The sequence below is a fragment of the Paraburkholderia xenovorans LB400 genome (genome assembly GCF_000013645.1).
Lineage (GTDB): Bacteria > Pseudomonadota > Gammaproteobacteria > Burkholderiales > Burkholderiaceae > Paraburkholderia > Paraburkholderia xenovorans.
Genome location: NC_007953.1, coordinates 294,314 through 312,020, shown reverse-complemented (window position 1 = coordinate 312,020; position 17,707 = coordinate 294,314). Strand labels below are relative to the sequence as shown.

The window sequence follows — 17,707 nt, the reverse complement described above, 5'->3', positions numbered from 1 at the left end:
ATCTTCGTGCCGCAGGGCGATCGGCACGGTGTATGGGCTGACGCGCTACCCGCGAGGCGCACTGCCGGTCCGTCGGTAGTGCCGGTCGTTCAAACCCCTTGTTTCATCCGAGCTCAAACCCGATGAGTCCTCCCAGCTTTAACGACGCACATTTCGACGAGCAGTTTCCACTGTCGGCAATGGACGACTTCATGGTGCACCAGACACCAGACCCGGTGCGGGTGGTCTGGTCCACTGACCCACGCTTCTTCGAGCGGTACTGGTGCGTACTGCACGACAACACCGGCGAATTGATGATCGCGCTGGGCGGCAGCTTTTACCCCAATCTGGACCGCGCCGAGGCCTACGCAATCGTCACCCACCGCGGCAAGCAACGCTCGGTACGCGCATGGCGCCGCCTCGGCGCCGACCGGACCGACCTGCACACCGGGCCGCTACGGCATGAGATTGTGCGCGGAATGCGCGAATGGCGGTTCGTGCTTGCTGGGAACGAATGGGACATCGCCTTCGACCTGCAATGGCTAGACACCAAGCGTCAGATCTACAGCGCCGCCTACGCGTCGCTGGGCACCCGTTCTGCACCGCAGGGCAGACAACGCGACGTAACCGCTGGCTTCGAAGGTTTCGGCATGGCCGGGGGCGAGGTGCGGGTAGCGGGTCAGACGCTGCGCTTTGAAGCCGGCGAACTGCGCGGCACGCGCGATCGCCACTGGGGCATCGGGCGCGGTGTCGGCGGACCGGCCTTGCAGATTGGCGGTCCGAAGAAGGCTGGCTGGATCGGCGGCAACTGGATTTCATTTCCCCACCTGAGCATATGGGGCAACACCGTGCTTTACGACTACGGTGACGCGCGCCCCGGTGTGGGCAAGGTGCGCCACGTGGAACGACGCTGGCGCTTCGAGCCGGAGACACACATCTTCCTTGAGGGCGAGTCCGACTACACGCTGGACACAGGGGAGATCAAGCGGGTTCGCTTCCGGCGCCTGGCTAACCAGACAGCTTACATGCGCTGCGGGATGTACGGCGGCACACCCGACAAACAGATATACCACGGCATGGAGGTGCCCGACGGCACCGTGGAAGGTGATTGCTACGACCTCACGGACCCACAGGTACGGGCTTTCCTGTCTGGTCTGAACGAACACCATTGCGAGATCGAATGCGACGGCCAGATCACCACGGGAATACTCCAGCCACTTGAGCCCGACGCCTATCAGGCCTGCGCCGAAGGCAAACCTGGCTGGAGCCTGCTATGAGCCGTGAGCCGATATACCGGAACCTGCCCCATGAGTGATACTTCTATTGGCAATACATCCGTGTCGCCGGATAGCGGTCTGGCCGCTCGCCTGGCAGAACTAATCGCACAACATCTGCCCAATGCCCGCGATGTCTCGGTCCAGGGCATCGCTCCGATGTTCGGTGGAAACGCACGCAAGGCGTGGTCGCTGGAACTGGTCTTTCAGCTTGACGGACTGCCTCAGCGACGCCCCTGCGTGATGCTGATCCAGGGCGCCGACCGGCAGATCGAGACTGACGTGGCGCAGGAATTCAGGGTGCTGCACGGCCTCAACGGCAAGGGCACCCGCGCGCCTGCGGCGGTAGCCATGGACGCGCGTGGTGAGATTGTCGGCGCACCCACGATCGTGCTTGAACGTCTGCCGGGCAAGGCCAGCGCCGTCGACTTTCTCAATTCGCCGGACCCCGCTGCGGCCCGGCGCCTGACCGAAGATCTGGCAAGCGTCGTGGCGGACCTGCATGCGGTCGACTGGACGCCGGCCGCTTTCGATTCCGCTCTCGAAGGCCTGTCGCCGCGCGAAGTGGCGCTCCGTCAGATCACGCATTGGCATGACACCTTCCTGGCCCAGCGCCTGGAGCCGCTGCCCGTTATGTCCGGCCTGTTTGGCTGGTTGTACCGCCACCTGCCCGAGCCACAACGCATCTGCCTCGTCCATGGGGACCTGCGGCCTGGCAATTTCCTCTACGAAGGAGATCGCGTGAGCGGCCTGCTCGACTGGGAAATGGCACATCTGGGCGACCCTGTCGAGGACCTTGCCTGGATCTACCGGCCGCTTTGGAGTCCAGAGCGCTTCGTACCACTGCGCGAATTCGTGCAGCGCTACGCGGCGCTGGCCAGACGTGAGATCGCGTGGTCCGATGTTCTCTATTACAGGGTGTTCAACGAATTGAAGTTCGCCGTCATTTCTCTTACGGCGGCCCGCGCCTTCATCACCTCGAGTACGCCAAACATGCGCCATGCGGATCGGGCCGCAACCGTCCCACCCTGCCTGAATCGCTGTCTCGCCTGGGCCGAGCAGCATCGCAAGGAGACTAGCCGTGTTTAGACCCACCGTAGGGGAGCTGCTGGCCGGCATGGCCGATGGCCTGCGACAGTCCGTGCTGCCGGCTGTAACGGGCGGCGCAGCACAGCGGCAGTTGAAGGCGACGCTGCATGCGCTAGGGCGCCTGCAGCGCTCGTGGGACCGCTGGCCGGCCTACCTCGCCGAAGATAACGCGGACGTGCGCCGGACCCTCGAATCGGTACTGCCCGATCTGCAGGCCGCCGCGCCGGCTTCCGCTGCTTCGCTAGCCGCCATCGCCCGGCAGCTCGAAACCCAGGCACCCGGTCCGGCGGTCCAGGTGCGTGGGGTCAACGATCCCGCACTGGCCGCCGCGTGCGTATTGAACGAAGCGCTGCATGCGGTTCTGGCGTCGCTCGAAGAGTGGCTGCGCACACCCGACCAGGGTGCACCGGCGGCCCGCGAGCACGCGTTGCAGATACTGGGGGAACTGTATGGCCGCATGGCCGAACGCGAATTGCGGGCGTGGGCCGTGCAAGCCGAAAACGATTGAGCGCAGGAGAATGAGAAATGGCCGGACCATTGGCTGGAGTGAAAGTCGTCGAGATGGTAGGCATCGGCCCTGGGCCCTTTTGCGCGATGATGCTGGCCGACATGGGCGCAGAGGTGATCCGGGTTGACCAGCCGCGTCGCGGGCCCTTGCCCGATCCGTACAGCGCGCTGAACACGCGCTACGACGTGCAGGCCCGCAACCGCCGTTCGATAGCGGTGAATCTCAAGCGACCCGAAGGCGTCGCAACGGTGCTAAGCCTTATCGCACACGCGGATGCGCTGATCGAAGGTTTCCGGCCAGGCGTGATGGAACGCCTCGGCCTGGGTCCCGAGACCTGTGTTGAACAGAACCCGCGTCTTGTCTATGGCCGCATGACAGGCTGGGGACAGGACGGTCCGCTCGCCCAGGTCGCGGGCCACGATATCAATTACATCGCGCTCACCGGTGTCCTTGCGGCGCTCGGCGATCCGCACCACCCGCCCGCACCACCCCTGAACCTGGTGGGCGACCTGGGCGGCGGCGGCATGTTGCTCGCCTTCGGCCTTGTGTGCGCCCTGCTGGAAGCACGATGCTCCGGCAAAGGCCAGGTCGTCGACGCAGCGATGACAGACGGCAGTGCGCTGCTGATGAGCATGTTCTACGGTCTGCGAGCCGCAGGTCAATGGCAGGACCAGCGCGGGACCAATCTGCTCGACGGCGGCGCACCTTTCTACGGCAGCTTCGCCTGCGCGGACGGACGGCATGTCGCCATCGGCCCGCTCGAACCAGCGTTCTACAAGCAGCTGCTGGACTTGTGCGGCGTGAGCGATCCGGCGCTCCAGGTGCAGATGGAGCCGGCTCAATGGCCGCAACTGCGCGCGACGCTGGCCGAGGTCTTCAGGACACGTACGCGCGACGACTGGTGCAAGCTGCTGGAGGGCACCGACGCCTGCTTTGCCCCGGTGCTTCAGATGGAGGAAGCCCCGCGCCACCCCCACAACGTTGCGCGCAAGACGTTCATCGAAGTCGACGGCGTGATCCAGCCGGCGCCAGCACCGCGTTTCAGCCGCACGCCTTCAACCATGCCCACCCGACCGCCCTCGGTGGGTGAGCACAGCCGCGAAATCCTGCGCGACTGGGGCTTGAGTGCCGATGCCGTCGATGCGCTATTCAACAGCGGCTCGGTCTGCTAACCATCGCGCCCCGGCCGTCTCAACCGTCAACCCATCATTCAGAGCACCGAACCGGAGAAAGTCCTTCCCATGTCTTCACCATTCATCTACGACCATGTGCGCACGCCTCGCGGCCGCGGCAAACCCGACGGAGCGCTGCACGAAGCGACCTCCGTCCATCTGGCAGCCACGGTACTGTCCGCCCTGCGCGAGCGCACCGGCCTTGATACCCGTCAGGTCGAGGACATCGTCTTCGGCGTGGTCGCCCCGGTTGGCGAGCAGGGCCAATGCCTGCCACGCGTCGCGGCGCTGCAGGCCGGCTATGCGCAGGAGGCAGCGGGCGTGCAGATCAACCGGTTCTGCGGTTCGGGGCTGGAAGCCTGCAACATGGCCGCATCCAAGGTGCATGCCGGCGCGGAAGGCTTCGTCATCGGCGGCGGCGCGGAATCGATGTCCCGCGTGCCGATGTTTTCCGACGGTGGCGCGTGGAGTGTCGATCCTGTCACCGCTTTTGCCTCCAACTTCATTCCCCAGGGAATCAGCGCGGATCTCCTGGCGACGATGTGGAATTACAGCCGTGAAGAGGTGGATGGTTTCGCCGTGCGCAGCCACCGGCTGGCTGCACAGGCGTGGGCCGAAGGACGCTTCGACCGCTCGGTCGTGCCGGTCAGAGGCGTCCTGAACGAGGTACTGCTGGCGAAAGATGAAACAGTGCGCCCCAATTGCACGCCTGCCGACCTCGCCGGGCTCAAGCCCTCCTTCGCCGAACTGGGACGCAAGGGTGGCTTCGACGCATTGGCGATCCAGCGCTATCCCACCGTGGAGACGATCCGCCACGTCCATCATGCCGGCAACTCGTCGGGCATCGTCGACGGCGCCTGCGCCGTGCTCATCGGCTCCGAAGCGGCGGGCCGCGCCGCTGGCCTGACACCGCGCGCCCGCATCCGGGCCTTCGCCGAGATCGGCTCGGAGCCGACCATCATGCTCACCGCGCCTTCCTTCGCCGCCGAACGCGCGCTCAGGCGCGCCGGCATGTCCGCGTCCGACATCGATCTGTACGAAATCAACGAGGCCTTCGCCGCCGTCGCCCTGCGCTTCATCGATGCACTGGGTCTGGATGACGGCAAGGTCAACGTCAACGGCGGAGCCATCGCGATGGGCCATCCGCTCGGCGCTACCGGCGCGATGATCCTCGGTACCGCGCTGGACGAACTGGAGCGCACCGGCAAGGGCACGGCCCTGGTCACGCTGTGCATCGGCGCCGGCATGGGCGTGGCAACCATCATCGAGCGCATCTGACGCGCGCTACCCAACACAGGAACCCTCTGACCATGGTCACCACCCATACCGAAGGCCCGATCGGCCATCTCGTGATCGACGTTCCCGGACGCTCGATGAACGTCCTCGACCCCGAACTGGCACACGCGCTCGACGAAGCATTGACGAGGCTGGTTGACGACGAAGCCGTGCGGGGCATCGTGATCAGCTCCGGCAAGTCCAGCTTCGTCGCCGGCGCCGACCTCGCGCGCATGAGCGACTTCGTCAAGCCCGGCGTGAGTCAGGCGGACGCGTTGGGGCTGATCGGCCTCTACAACCGGCTGCTGCGCCGCATCGAGACGTGCGGCAAACCGGTGGTCGCCGCGGCCAGCGGCACAGCGCTGGGCGGAGGCCTGGAGCTGATGCTGTGTGCCCACTACCGCATCGCCACGGACGATCCCAAGGCCCGCTTCGGCCTGCCAGAGGTGGGCTTGGGCCTGCTGCCCGGCGCTGGCGGCACCCAGCGCCTGCCTCGCCTGATAGGTATTGCCGCCAGCCTGCCGCTCTTGACGCAAGGCACCTCACTGGATGCCCGCGCAGCCCTCAAGCTCGGCATCCTGAACGAGGTCGTGCCGGCCGGCGAGCTTATCCAGGCAGCCAGCCGCGCGCTGCTCGAAGGCCGCGTCAAGGCCATCGCGCCGTGGGACGAAAAAGGTTTCAGGCTGCCCGGTGGCGATGCGTACAGCCGCGTGAACAGCGACGCGCTAATGGCCGCCAATGCGTCGCTGCATGCCGCCACGAAAGGTAACTATCCGGCTCCCCAGGCTATTCTGCGGGCCGTCTACGAGGGCACCAGATTGCCGATCGACAAGGGCCTGAAACTGGAACAGCAACTGTTCGTGAAGCTCGTCCAGGGCGCGGTGGCGCAGAACATGATCCGCACCCTGTTCTTCGCGAGGCAGGCCGCCGACAAGCTGTCCCGGCGTCCTGCAGGCATCGCGAAGCAGTCCGTGCGCCGCCTTGGCATCGTGGGTGCCGGCTTCATGGGCGCGGGCATCGCCCAGGTTTCGGCTGCGGCCGGCATCGACGTCGTGCTGCTTGACCGCGACCTCGCAACCGCCGGGCGCGGCCGCGACAGCATTGCCAAAGCCTTGCAGGCCGAGGTGGACAAGGGCCGGCTTCGCGAAGCAGTACGCGATCAGATCCTTAGCCGCATCGAGGTAGCGGCGGACCATTCCGCTTTCGGGAACTGTGATCTGGTCATCGAAGCGGTGCTCGAGGACTTCGAGGTCAAGGCATCGGTCACCCGTGCCACCGAAGCGGCATTGCCTGCGCACGCCATCTTCGCGAGCAACACGTCCGCGCTGCCTATCAACGAACTGGCGTCCGCCAGCGCGCGTCCACAGAACTTTATCGGCCTGCATTTCTTCTCGCCGGTTAGCCGCATGGCGCTGGTGGAGGTCATTGTCGGCTCGGCCACATCCGACGAGACACTTGCCCGCTCGCTGGATTACATCCAGCAGATTCACAAGACGCCCATCGTCGTGCGCGACGGCTACGGCTTCTATACGACCCGCTGCGTCGAAGCGTACATCCGCGAAGGGGTACGTCTGCTCGCCGACGGGGTGAACCCGGTCCTGATCGAGAACGCTGGCACTGCCCTAGGCATGCCGGTGGGTCCGCTGACGCTGGCCGACGAAGTCGGCATCGACGTACTGCACCACATTGTCAGTCTGTTTCGCGACCGCGAGCATGGTCGCTGGGCCGACGACAAGCACGGCGCTGGCAACGCGATCCTCGGCCGGCTCGAACTGGCAGGGCGCTTCGGTCGCAAGGCCGGACGGGGCTTCTTCGCCTACCCGCCCGGCGAGCCCAGGCATCTTGAGCTGGGCGATCTGGATTTATCAGTGGCAGCGGATCAGCCAGAAGTCGGACAGGTCAAGGAGCGGCTGCTCTACGCTCAGGTGCTCGAAGCTGCGCGCTGCTGGACTGACGGCGTGATCGACGATGCCCGGGAAGCCGACCTCGGCGCCCATCTGGGCTGGGCCTTTCCTTCATGGCTTGGCGGCCCGCTGGCGTTTATCGACACCGTCGGCATTACCAACTTCGTGCAGCGCAGCGACGAACTGGTGGCCCGCTACGGCCCGCGCTTCGAGGTGCCGGGTCGCCTGCGCGAGGCGGCGGCCGGGGGCCAACGCTTCCACGCAGTGGCCGCCTGATGTCCGGAACCCTCATCGAGATCAGATACTCATGAAACGCACATGTTTCGACGCCGGGATGGAACAGTTCCGCGACTCGGCCCGCAAGTTTTTTGCCGGCGAGATCGCGCCTCACCGGGAACGTTGGCGCGAGGCCAGCGTGGTGGACCGCGAAGCATTCCGCAAGGCCGGCGAGATGGGCTACCTTTGCATGTGGATCGACGAGTGCCACGGCGGCCTCGGCCTGAAGGACCTGCGCTATGAGCAGATCCTGATCGAGGAGAACATCTTCCACGGCGACCGGGGCTTCTTCTTCTGGCTGCATAGCCGCCTGGTCGCGCCGTATCTGGAACACTTCGGCACCGACGAGCAGAAACAGCGCTATTTCCCCGGCATCCGCAGCGGCGAACAGATACTCGCGATCGCGATGACCGAGCCGGACGCGGGTTCCGACCTCGCGGGCATGAAGACACGCGCCGAGGAAACCGGTGACTACTGGGTGCTCAACGGCTCGAAAACCTATATCTCCAACGGCCTGAACGCCGACGTCGTGCTGGTGGCGGCCCGAACGCATCCCACCAAGGCGCACGGGCTGACGCTCTTCCTCGTGGAGCGAGGCATGGAGGGTTTTGAACGCGGCCGCAACCTCAGGAAGATGGGCCTCAAGTCGCAGGACACGGCCGAACTCTTCTTCCACGATGTAAAGATTCCGAAGAGTCATGTGCTAGGCCAGGTCCACGCGGGCTTCCAGCATCTGATGCGCGGCCTTGCGGAAGAGCGGCTACTCGCCGCGATCTTCAACGTCGCGTCGGCGCGCCTTGCGATGCACCTCACTTGCGATTTCGTGCGCGAGCGCAAGGTGTTCGGCAAGCCGTTGAGCAGTTTCCAGAACACCCGCTTCAAGCTCGCCGCACTCGACACGGAGATCGAGGTGGCGCAAAGCTGGGTCGACCGGCTCGTGGCCGAACACAACGCGGACCAGCTCGACGCGGTGGATGCCGCGCGCGCCAAACTCTTCACCAGCGAGCTCAACGGTCGCATGGTCGACGAGGGTGTGCAGCAGCACGGCGGAGCGGGCTACATGGACGAATACGAGATTTGCCGCCTGTATCAGGACGAGCGGATTCACCGCATCCTCGCCGGCACCTCGGAAATCATGAAAGAGATCGTCGCCCGCTCGATTCTCGACACCTGAAAAAAGGATCAATCGTGAGCCTTGTACAGTTGGACTTCGACGCCACAACCGGCATCGCCCGCCTCGCCTTCGACCGGCCGGAGGTGCTCAATGCGCTCGATGTGCCGCTCGCGCGCGCGTTGAACGAGCGGGTCCAGGCTCTCGCACAGCAGACCGGGCTGCGCTGTGTCGTACTCAGCGGCAACGGCCGCGCCTTCATGGCGGGGGGCGACCTGGCACGCTTCGCCGATGACTTCGACCACGCTGACGTCGTCGTCGACGAACTGCTCGATGCGCTCCATCCGGCCATCCTGACGTTGCGCCAACTTGATGCGCCGGTGCTGGCCGCGGTACACGGCGCGGTAGCCGGCGCGGGCTTGTCGCTGATGGCGGGTTGCGACCTGGTCCTGGCGGCCCAGGGCACGCGCTTCGTGATGGCCTACGACCGCGTCGGTGCTTCGCCCGATTGTGGCGGCACTTACGATCTGCCCCGGCTGCTGGGCGGGCGCCGCGCCGCACAGTTCTATCTGTTGGGGGAAACCTTGAGCGCCGAAGAGGCCCTCGCCGTCGGCCTCGTCAACCAGGTCGTTGCCGCGGACGCGCTCGCCGCCATGACACATGAGTGGGCCACGCGAATCGCGGCCGGTCCTACCCGCGCCTACGGTCACTACAGGCGGCTGGTGCAACAGGCCAGCACCTCGTCACTGACCGATCAGCTTGAACGCGAACGCGCGGCCTTCAAGGCCGCCACCAGGACCAGAGACTTCCGCGCTGGCGTACAGGGGTTTCTTCGCAAGCGCAGTATCAGCTTCAGCGGTCAATGACATGACGCACTCCAGCTCGCGTCATCACGCCGCGGCGGAGTGCTTCCAGCGACACCACCGTTCAATCATCTGAGGCAAGCATGAGTATCCAGAAAGTAGGCGTCGTCGGCGCGGGAACCATGGGCAACGGCATCGCGCAGGTCTGTGCGGTCGCCGGACTGCAGGTAGCAATGATCGATATTTCCGGCGCTGCCGTCACCGACGGCCTCGCAACCATCGAAAGCAGCCTGGAACGGCTGGTCCGCAAGGACAAGCTATCCGCCGCGGACCGGGCTGCGGCACTCGCCCGGGTGAGTGGTAACACTGACTACGCTGCGCTGAAGGGCGCCGGGTTGATCATCGAGGCCGCCACCGAGAATCCCGGGATCAAGCTGCGCATCCTGAGGCAAATCGACGAAGCAGCGGAAGATGACGCGATCATCGCGACCAATACCTCCTCGATCTCCATCACGCTGCTCGCGGCCGTGCTGAAGCAACCGGAGCGTTTCATTGGCATGCATTTCTTCAACCCCGTGCCGATGATGGCGCTGCTCGAAGTCATTCGCGGCTTGCAGACATCGGACGAAACCCACGCGAAGACCCTGGCCTTTGCGCAGACGATCGGCAAAACCGCGATCACAGCCAGGAACAGCCCCGGCTTCGCGGTGAACCGCATCCTGGTCCCGATGATCAATGAGGCCATCTTTACGCTGCAGGAGGGCCTGGCCACGGCCGACGACATCGACACCGGCATGAGGCTCGGCTGCAATCACCCTATCGGACCTCTGGCGCTGGCCGATCTGATCGGTCTGGATACCCTGCTCGCGGTTATGCAGGTTTTCTACGAAGGGTTCAATGATCCGAAGTATCGCCCTGCTCCACTGCTGCGCGAAATGGTGGCTGCGGGCCGCCTCGGACGCAAGAGCGGGCGGGGTTTCCATAGCTATGCGTGACGAGCGCCGCTAACAGCACAAGGGCCTGTCCGGGACGATACGGACGGGAGACAACACATGATGGAGTTCGCGTAGAAGTCACCGCGGGATCCTTCTGGCCCAGACCGCATCCCCTATCGGGTCGGCCAGCGTAAGAAGCCGTCAGATGAAGGTCGATAGATGTTGTAAAAATAGTATTCCTATTCAATTACGGAAATGAAGGAGACGAAATGACAACGAAGGGAAACGACAAGAATCCTGCCAAATCGGTCGACTTTGAAGCAATCATTGTCGGCGCGGGCTTCGGCGGTATTCGGGCGCTACATGAAATGCGCAAACTCGGACTGTCAGTCCGGCTTTTCGAAGCAGGGTCGGATGTCGGTGGCACGTGGTACTGGAACCGCTATCCCGGTGCGCGCACCGATTCCGAGTCATGGTCGTACTGTTTCTATTTTTCCCGGGAACTGATGGAGGAATGGAACTGGCCTGAGCGCATGCCAAGCTGGCAGCATGTGCAGAACTATATGCGCTACACGGTCGATCGCTTCGGCATGCGCACGGATATGCAGTTCGACACACGAGTGCGCTCAGCGCATTACAACGAAGAGGAAAACCACTGGACCATTACGACGGAACAGGGCGAAAGCTACACCTGTACCTATTTTATCAGCGCCATCGGCTGGTTCGAGGTACCGACGAAGCCGGAATTCAAGGGCCTGGACAGCTTTGCTGGTCAGTGGTACCTGTCGTGCCGGTGGCCGGAGAAGCCGGTGGACTTTACCGGCAAGCGCGTCGGTATTGTCGGGGCTGGGTCGACCGCGGTGCAGATATTCACGACAGTCGCCAAGACTGCGAAACACGTATCGCTGTTCCAGCGAACCCCGAACTACGTGATGCCGTCGCGCAACTATCCACTGGATGAGGCCGACCAGCTATCGATCAAACGCGACTACGACGCCATTGTTGCGCAGATCCGTAAGCAGGTCTTTGCATTTCCGATGAAAGACTCCACTCTCAGATACGATGACGTGAATGATGAGCAGCGGCAGGCTATCCTGGATGCCGGTTGGGAAGCCGGTGGATTCCGCTTTCTCTTCGAAACGTTCTGCGACATCTTTGTCGACGAACGCTCCAATGCGGCCGCCTCCGAATACGTTCGAAACAAGATCCGGGCAATCGTCAAGGATCCCGTCGTCGCTGAAAAGCTCTGCCCCAAATATCCGATCGCGCTAAAGCGGCCGCCGACATGCAACTTCTATTACGAGACCTTCAATCGGTCAAACGTTTCGCTGGTCGACATCAGCGAGTCGCCGATAGATGAGATTGTTCCCGGCGGCATCCGGGTCGGCGCCGACCACCACGAACTCGACATCATTATCTTTGCCATGGGCTTCGATGCGGTGACGGGGCCACTGAGTAATCTCGATGTCCGCGGACGCGGTGGAGAGACGATCAAAAACAAATGGCAGGCTGGGCCGCGCACGAGCCTTGGCATCGGTATAGACGGCTTTCCCAATCTGTTCATCGTTACCGGCCCCCAGGCGCCGTTTGCCAATGTACCGCCGATCGTGGAAGCGGCGGTGACGTGGATCGGTCACGCGATCACTCACATGCGGGAAAAGGGCTATGACCGCATGGAAGCCAGCCCTGAAGCTGTCGAGTCCTGGGCGCAACTGATGCAGACCATGGTGAACGCTACGCTGCTGCGTCACGCAGGTACGCAACGATCCTGGTACATGGGTGCCAACATCCCCGGCAAGCCCCAAACGGTGCTCTTCTACTTCGGAGGCGCCGAGGCGTACTTCAACGATATCGAGCGCGTCGCGGCTAACGGCTTCGAGGGTTTCAATTTTTCCCGCACCGGGGAAACTGTCGAGCCTGCCTGAGTACCTCTCGTCAACGCAAGCTTGCTGATCGCGCAACCACCCGTCGTCGTGGGCACACTTAATCGCAGCCCGACGGTGATGAAACCGCGCACAGCAAAGCTCTCCTTGATCCCGAAGGGTCAGGGACACACTACACGTCTTATAGGAGGCTGTCTTGAATCCAAGCCGTTACGCGTCACACACCGCTGATATAGCCAAGGGGTGGACCTGCGATGAGATTGTTCCCCCGAGCCTTCTGTACGGTGCCAATGGCATGCGCTTTGGCCCGGATGGCAAGCTCTATGTCGCGCAATGCTTCGGCAGTCAGATCAGCGCGATCGATACACGTAATGGCGCGGCCACCACGGTCACGCCAGTCGGCAGCGACATCGTCGCACCTGATGACCTTGCCTTCGATTCAAAAGGCAATCTGTTCGCCACGGAGGTCATGACAGACCGCGTGAGCATGCGCTCTGCCGACGGCACCGTGCGCGTGCTCAACGATGGCCTGCCGACAGCCAACGGGATCACGGTTCACGGCGACCGCATTTTCGTTGACGAATTCCGTGTCGGCGGTCGCGTACTCGAACTCTACACCGATGGCCGTTCGCCTCGCGTAATCGCGGAAAACCTCACGCTGCCGAACGCACTGTCGATGGGCCCCGATGGGAAGCTATATTTTCCGCTTGTTGCCACGGGCGAGGTCTGGCGAGTCGCTGTCGAGAATGGCTCTCCAGAATGCGTCGTAAGCGGTCTATCGATCCCCACCGCAGTGAAATTTGACGTGCGCAATGGTGGACTGGTCGTAACTGAAGCGGGTTCAGGCGAGGTCACCTGGGTTGACGTTGTCAGTGGCAAGCGCAAAACGCTCGCGACGTTGCGGCCCGGCTCGGACAATCTTGTCTTCGATGGAGACGGCCGACTGTTCGTTTCGCATTTCACCGACGGCGGCATCACCGAGATCGGCGCTGACGGCAACATCCGGACCCTGGTCGCTCCCGGCCTCGTCGGACCATTCGGGATCGCGGTCGACGGCGGTGGATCAGTCTACATCGCCGACGGCATGACGCTGGCAGTTGTCGACACTTCCGGACAGTTGCACCAGCCAGCAAACCTGCTAAATCACGGCTTTCCCGGCTACATTCGCGGCATCGCTGTGAGCGACGGCGGCACCGTTTTTGTGACCAATAGCGCGGGCGGGCTCGCGCGTTATCGTGCGGGTGAGGAAGCCACGTTCCTGCTGCCCGACCTCGATCAGCCCATGGGTCTTGCCGCGCTACCGAATGGAGCTATCCGCGTGTGCGAGGCAGGACGCGGACGCGTCATCGAGTACGCGCCGGATGGAAGCACTCACACGCTCGCGAGTGGCTTGCGTTTTCCGACTGGCATCGCCTGCACGGCGCAAGGTCGCAGTTTCGTCTCCGAGGGTGCCGGCGGGCGGGTGGTCGAACTTCACCATGGCGTTGTCTCGACGGTACTCGACGGGCTTGTTGAACCACACGGACTGGCCATCGCAGGCGCTGCGCTGTACGTCCTTGATCGGGGTGCCAGGACGCTATACGCTGTCTCGCTGGAGGACGGTTCCACGGAACAGCTCTCCCATTCCCTACCGGTTGGTCCCGCTCCGAACATCGTCCCGAGACAGCTACCTGGTATCAAGAACCTGATGCCGGGGCCCTTGCATTCGTTCGCAGGACTCGCTGCCGACAGGACTGGGGCGATCTACGTTTCATGCGATGGTGACGGCAGTGTTCGGCGTCTGTGCCGTGAGGCGGCCGTGTAGCCAAACGATTTTGTTGCAGTGACTGAGGTCTGGTGAGCCGAGCTACCTGTGATGTCTATCGGAACGGCCGGGATCCTGGTGCCGACTTTCAGGAGCGCCACGCGGCCAAATGACATTGTGCCGACGGGGAAAAATGGCCTTCGACATTAGGGTCGCCATTGATCGCTAACGGGTGAAAGCGGTGCCATCGCGGCAGGAAGATCGCTATGCACATATCGCCACAATCCAGAATTGTTCTATTTAGAAATACTAATTTAATAGCAATAAATATACGATTTAAGGAGACGATTCAATGAAACTGTCGCAGCTTCTTGTCCTATCCGCCGTATTCGGCGTTGTCTCTAATGAAGTCCATGCGCAAGGTAGCGTCAACATATATGGCATTCTCGATACTGGGGTCCTGTATCAGTCGAGGACCGCCAACGACGCTGGCAAGGGTTTCTCCGCGCTCGACGCGGGCGGCGATCCGACCTTATGGGGGCTCACAGGCACCGAAGATTTGGGTGCCGGATACAAAGCCGTTTTCAAGCTCGAGAGCGGCTTCTCAACGGTGAACGGAGGGTTTGGGAATTCAAACGGCAATTTTTGGGGACGTAATGCTTACGTCGGAGTCGAGACGCCATACGGTACGCTGCACGCAGGCCTGGAAATCTCCAGTTTCTTTAATGCCGTTGCACTGACCGATCCGGTAGGAACATCATTCTTTGCGAGCGCAGTGACGACGGAAATTAATGCCATTGGCCTTGCCGGCGCGATTGTGAGTAACGGGCTTAGTTATACTTCGCCCACTATCGCCGGTCTGCAGATCCGGATCGACCACGGATTCGGAAACGTCGCCGGCAACTTCAGGGCAGGTAGCCATACCGGCGCCTCGGCGAACTATGGCAACGGACCGTTCAGCGCCACCATCGCATACTTTACCGAGGACGATCCAGTGAGCGGTGCTTCGACATATCGCGGCCTGACGGCGAATGCAGGCTATGCGGTAGGTCCCGTGACGGCCAGATTGTCGTTCAGCAAGTTTCGCAACATGTCGACAGATGCTCCGTTGACCAACGTGAACGTGTTTGGCGCTGGAGCGGAATGGCAGATAACCCCGGCCGTGGCGCTGACCGCGATCGCCTACGCCTCGCAGGACACCAATGTCAGGGCGAACAAGTCCATGCTGTATCGGGTCGGAGCGCAGTATTTCCTCTCGAAACGCACAACGCTATACGGCCAGGTTGGCTTGGTCCATAACGACGCGGACATGAACACGACCCTGGCGGTGAACGCTCCGACCAGCTTTGCGCCGCCTCAAGGAACGACTGTGGGTGTCAATGTGGGCATCAGGCATATGTTTTAACGGTGCTGCCAACCTGCCTGGAAGGAAATCAGATTTGTACCAGACAGGTCACAGGACGTCCGCAGGTACGAGTTTGCGCAGTTGTGAAAAGCCGCACTGGTCATGGGCAGCGATGTGCACATCGACAGCCGGAAGGATCTGTCGATGTGCACTGTCGTATACCAACCCGTGACCTCATGAAGGTGCCGTTGGTCACGTCATGATCAGCGAACTGACTTTTTATCTGGATGCCTAATTAGAACGCTCCTCCTTTTTTAACCATACATTGGACAGAGAGTACGAAATGAACAGGCGAGCCAGAAGCCTGCGTGAGCTGGTTGAAAAGTGGACGTGTGTCCTCCCTGTATCGAGCGACCGTCGATGACGTCCACGCGTTGGGCCGAATGAAGCGGCCCGGATTGGATTTCGTTAGAGGCAGTAAGCCGAATCTTTGCTCTCCACGGTTACATCGCATGCATGTGGGCACACCCGAAATCGTGAATCTGCCCCATGTCACGCGAGCCGCTAGCGCACAGATCAGCCGGCAATCCACCAACACCGCATGAGCGCGGCGTCTATACGCGATGTACAGGAGCAAATATGTTCAAACCAACCCGCGTGAGAAGGAAAGCCGGAAAGACCTCGTTCAAAGCGGAGTTTCATACGCGCAGCGGGCGTCTCCGGATCTTTGCTGACGGCGTGGTTTCGCACGACCTCTTTCCGCCGCATTCCTGGTTCGTGATCGCCTCGTATTCTTGGGGCAGTCGCTGGGGAACCCATCCGAACAAGGTCGACCTGTTGCATGTTCTGAACCATTTCGTCGAGCAATGGCCCGACTTCCGGCACGGGGCCGGGGACGGTGTATTACCGGATTGCTGCATGTCTTGCGGCTGAGTAAGCGTCCAAAACGGTGCCCTGGAATATAGGATCGGGAACACGCGAATGGGAAACCTCTTCGGTTACGATCGACTATCGCTTGCGAATCGAGGCCCGCATGCCTTCCCTTCCGGCGACACCGCCATAGAGCGCACGGGGACGGGTAGTATGCTCCAGCAGATCTTCGCGTGAAATCGAATTCGAAGGTATGCTGAGGTCAGGATTCGTATCGCAAAGGCAGACTGCTCCGCGCAGGATCACCCATTGAGGGTACCCCGCGGGACTGTCAGAATCGATGGCACATTGCGACTCTGATGATCGCCTCCCGACCATTCGACGATGGTGAAAACAACGAGGCCTGCGCCTCACTCCCCCCTGCCGAATCCACCCCTGTCATCGACTGCCATATTCCGACGAGATAAACATCCGTTCTTTTCGATAGCGAATAATCTACCCCGCCCATTACCGAATTGTAGGTAGCGGCGCCTTTTCCGGACGCGCCGTTATTGCGCGTGTAATCGTACGCCACGCCCGCTGACAACGAACGCGATAGGCGGTAATCGGCGCTCACCTCTACCCCATTGAATATCGCACTTCCTGTATAGCCCAGAGGATTGGGGCCCGAACTGGTGTCGCCCAGTCCACCGAACCGGACATTCGTGTAAACGATGCCGAATGTCACCGGATCGAACACGTAATGGCCGCCCAGTCCAATGACACGATAAGTCGCGGCCGAAGCATAGCCAGAAAACACTGGCTTCGGACCTATATTGTCGAGTGAGGCACTCGCTCCAACATTATTCACTGGAAAAAACGATACATTCGGATTTCTGACATCGAGGTACGCGGCTCCCAGCGAAAACGACGGGCCCGCATAATTCACGCCTGCGGACCAGATCTGATTCCGCCCGGACTGCCCCGCTACACCGCCCATGCTATATAGCGCAGTGGCAGTAAGCGGCCCCCGTTTGAAGGTATATTTGATCGCATTGTTCACCCGGTGTGAATCGCCGATATTGTCAACGTCCCCAGGATGAAAGAACATTGCGCCGCCAAGTTTTACGACGATCGAATACTGCTGCAGCGTATCTACCAGCGAATCGTACTGCCGGCCCAGCGTCAACATCCCGTACTGGGCGTTACTCAAACCGACGTACGCCTGGCGACCAAACATGCCTGTGAACTGGGTGGCGCCATTAATGGCATAAAATCCGTTTTCAAGCACAAAGACCGTCTTCCATCCTCCCCCAAGATCCTCGGTCCCTCTTAACCCGAACCGGTTCGCGCCGGCCATGCCATCAACCATGCTGAACAGATGCTTGCCGCCCGCATTGCTTTGCCAGTTAATGCCCACATCAATAACGCCGTAAAGTGTCACGGAATTCTGTGCGTAAGCAGAAGGTGCGCCAAACACGGCAGCGGCAAAAACCGAAAGACAGACAATTTTTCTCATGTGCTCCTCCATATAATTATGTATTACTAAATACCTGGCTC

14 protein-coding genes are annotated in these 17,707 nt (G+C 61.8%); 13 read left to right on the top strand and 1 reads right to left on the bottom strand.

The window, feature by feature from the left end:
- The first annotated feature begins 122 nt into the window (after positions 1-122).
- From BXE_RS38105 to BXE_RS38045, 13 genes are all read left to right on the top strand, one after another.
- The gene (locus tag BXE_RS38105; RefSeq protein ID WP_011493468.1) at positions 123-1,256 is read left to right on the top strand and encodes a hypothetical protein; all 1,134 of its coding nucleotides are present in this window, start codon (positions 123-125) and stop codon (positions 1,254-1,256) included.
- A gap of 30 nt (positions 1,257-1,286) precedes the next feature.
- Positions 1,287-2,342, top strand: a complete 1,056-nt coding sequence (locus tag BXE_RS38100; protein ID WP_011493467.1) for a phosphotransferase family protein — start codon at positions 1,287-1,289, stop codon at positions 2,340-2,342.
- Positions 2,335-2,850 (top strand): hypothetical protein, encoded by a 516-nt coding sequence (locus BXE_RS38095; RefSeq protein ID WP_040123569.1) that lies wholly within the window; start codon positions 2,335-2,337, stop codon positions 2,848-2,850. The genes BXE_RS38100 and BXE_RS38095 overlap by 8 nt, the downstream gene beginning before the upstream one ends.
- A 17-nt stretch (positions 2,851-2,867) precedes the next feature.
- Entirely contained in the window at positions 2,868-4,022 is a 1,155-nt protein-coding gene (locus BXE_RS38090; protein ID WP_011493465.1) for a CaiB/BaiF CoA transferase family protein, read from the top strand.
- Between the two features lie 69 nt (positions 4,023-4,091).
- Complete coding sequence (locus BXE_RS38085; protein ID WP_011493464.1) at positions 4,092-5,300, top strand: acetyl-CoA C-acetyltransferase; 1,209 nt, start codon at positions 4,092-4,094, stop codon at positions 5,298-5,300.
- A 32-nt stretch (positions 5,301-5,332) separates the two neighbouring features.
- The gene (locus BXE_RS38080; protein WP_011493463.1) at positions 5,333-7,477 is read left to right on the top strand and encodes a 3-hydroxyacyl-CoA dehydrogenase NAD-binding domain-containing protein; all 2,145 of its coding nucleotides are present in this window, start codon (positions 5,333-5,335) and stop codon (positions 7,475-7,477) included.
- A 31-nt stretch (positions 7,478-7,508) separates the two neighbouring features.
- A complete protein-coding gene (locus tag BXE_RS38075) occupies positions 7,509-8,651 on the top strand; it encodes an acyl-CoA dehydrogenase family protein (protein WP_011493462.1) in 1,143 nt (380 codons plus the stop codon).
- Positions 8,652-8,665: 14 nt separating this feature from the next.
- Positions 8,666-9,454 carry an enoyl-CoA hydratase/isomerase family protein gene (locus tag BXE_RS38070; protein ID WP_011493461.1) on the top strand — a complete coding sequence of 263 codons (789 nt, stop codon included), beginning with the start codon at positions 8,666-8,668 and terminating at the stop codon, positions 9,452-9,454.
- A gap of 80 nt (positions 9,455-9,534) precedes the next feature.
- Complete coding sequence (locus tag BXE_RS38065) at positions 9,535-10,386, top strand: 3-hydroxybutyryl-CoA dehydrogenase (protein WP_011493460.1); 852 nt, start codon at positions 9,535-9,537, stop codon at positions 10,384-10,386.
- Between the two features lie 209 nt (positions 10,387-10,595).
- Entirely contained in the window at positions 10,596-12,251 is a 1,656-nt protein-coding gene (locus BXE_RS38060; RefSeq protein WP_011493459.1) for a flavin-containing monooxygenase, read from the top strand.
- 154 nt (positions 12,252-12,405) lie between these two features.
- Positions 12,406-14,013, top strand: coding sequence for a hypothetical protein (locus BXE_RS38055; protein ID WP_040123571.1), 1,608 nt, complete (start codon positions 12,406-12,408; stop codon positions 14,011-14,013).
- Positions 14,014-14,305: 292 nt separating this feature from the next.
- Positions 14,306-15,358, top strand: a complete 1,053-nt coding sequence (locus tag BXE_RS38050; RefSeq protein ID WP_011493457.1) for a porin — start codon at positions 14,306-14,308, stop codon at positions 15,356-15,358.
- A 579-nt stretch (positions 15,359-15,937) separates the two neighbouring features.
- The gene (locus BXE_RS38045; protein WP_040123572.1) at positions 15,938-16,231 is read left to right on the top strand and encodes a hypothetical protein; all 294 of its coding nucleotides are present in this window, start codon (positions 15,938-15,940) and stop codon (positions 16,229-16,231) included.
- Positions 16,232-16,499: 268 nt separating this feature from the next.
- Here the strand turns inward: BXE_RS38045 and BXE_RS38040 are convergent, their stop codons facing one another.
- Complete coding sequence (locus BXE_RS38040; RefSeq protein WP_011493455.1) at positions 16,500-17,666, bottom strand: porin; 1,167 nt, start codon at positions 17,664-17,666, stop codon at positions 16,500-16,502.
- Between the last annotated feature and the right edge of the window lie 41 nt (positions 17,667-17,707).

Excerpts from the sequence above, each read along its gene's own strand:
- BXE_RS38105 (WP_011493468.1), top strand. The coding sequence starts at position 123 with ATGAGTCCTCCCAGCTTTAACGACGCACATTTCGACGAGCAGTTTCCA.
- BXE_RS38100 (WP_011493467.1), top strand. The coding sequence starts at position 1,287 with ATGAGTGATACTTCTATTGGCAATACATCCGTGTCGCCGGATAGCGGT.
- BXE_RS38090 (WP_011493465.1), top strand. The coding sequence starts at position 2,868 with ATGGCCGGACCATTGGCTGGAGTGAAAGTCGTCGAGATGGTAGGCATC.
- BXE_RS38085 (WP_011493464.1), top strand. The coding sequence starts at position 4,092 with ATGTCTTCACCATTCATCTACGACCATGTGCGCACGCCTCGCGGCCGC.
- BXE_RS38080 (WP_011493463.1), top strand. The coding sequence starts at position 5,333 with ATGGTCACCACCCATACCGAAGGCCCGATCGGCCATCTCGTGATCGAC.
- BXE_RS38075 (WP_011493462.1), top strand. The coding sequence starts at position 7,509 with ATGAAACGCACATGTTTCGACGCCGGGATGGAACAGTTCCGCGACTCG.
- BXE_RS38065 (WP_011493460.1), top strand. The coding sequence starts at position 9,535 with ATGAGTATCCAGAAAGTAGGCGTCGTCGGCGCGGGAACCATGGGCAAC.
- BXE_RS38060 (WP_011493459.1), top strand. The coding sequence starts at position 10,596 with ATGACAACGAAGGGAAACGACAAGAATCCTGCCAAATCGGTCGACTTT.
- BXE_RS38050 (WP_011493457.1), top strand. The coding sequence starts at position 14,306 with ATGAAACTGTCGCAGCTTCTTGTCCTATCCGCCGTATTCGGCGTTGTC.
- BXE_RS38045 (WP_040123572.1), top strand. The coding sequence starts at position 15,938 with ATGTTCAAACCAACCCGCGTGAGAAGGAAAGCCGGAAAGACCTCGTTC.
- BXE_RS38040 (WP_011493455.1), bottom strand. The coding sequence starts at position 17,666 with ATGAGAAAAATTGTCTGTCTTTCGGTTTTTGCCGCTGCCGTGTTTGGC.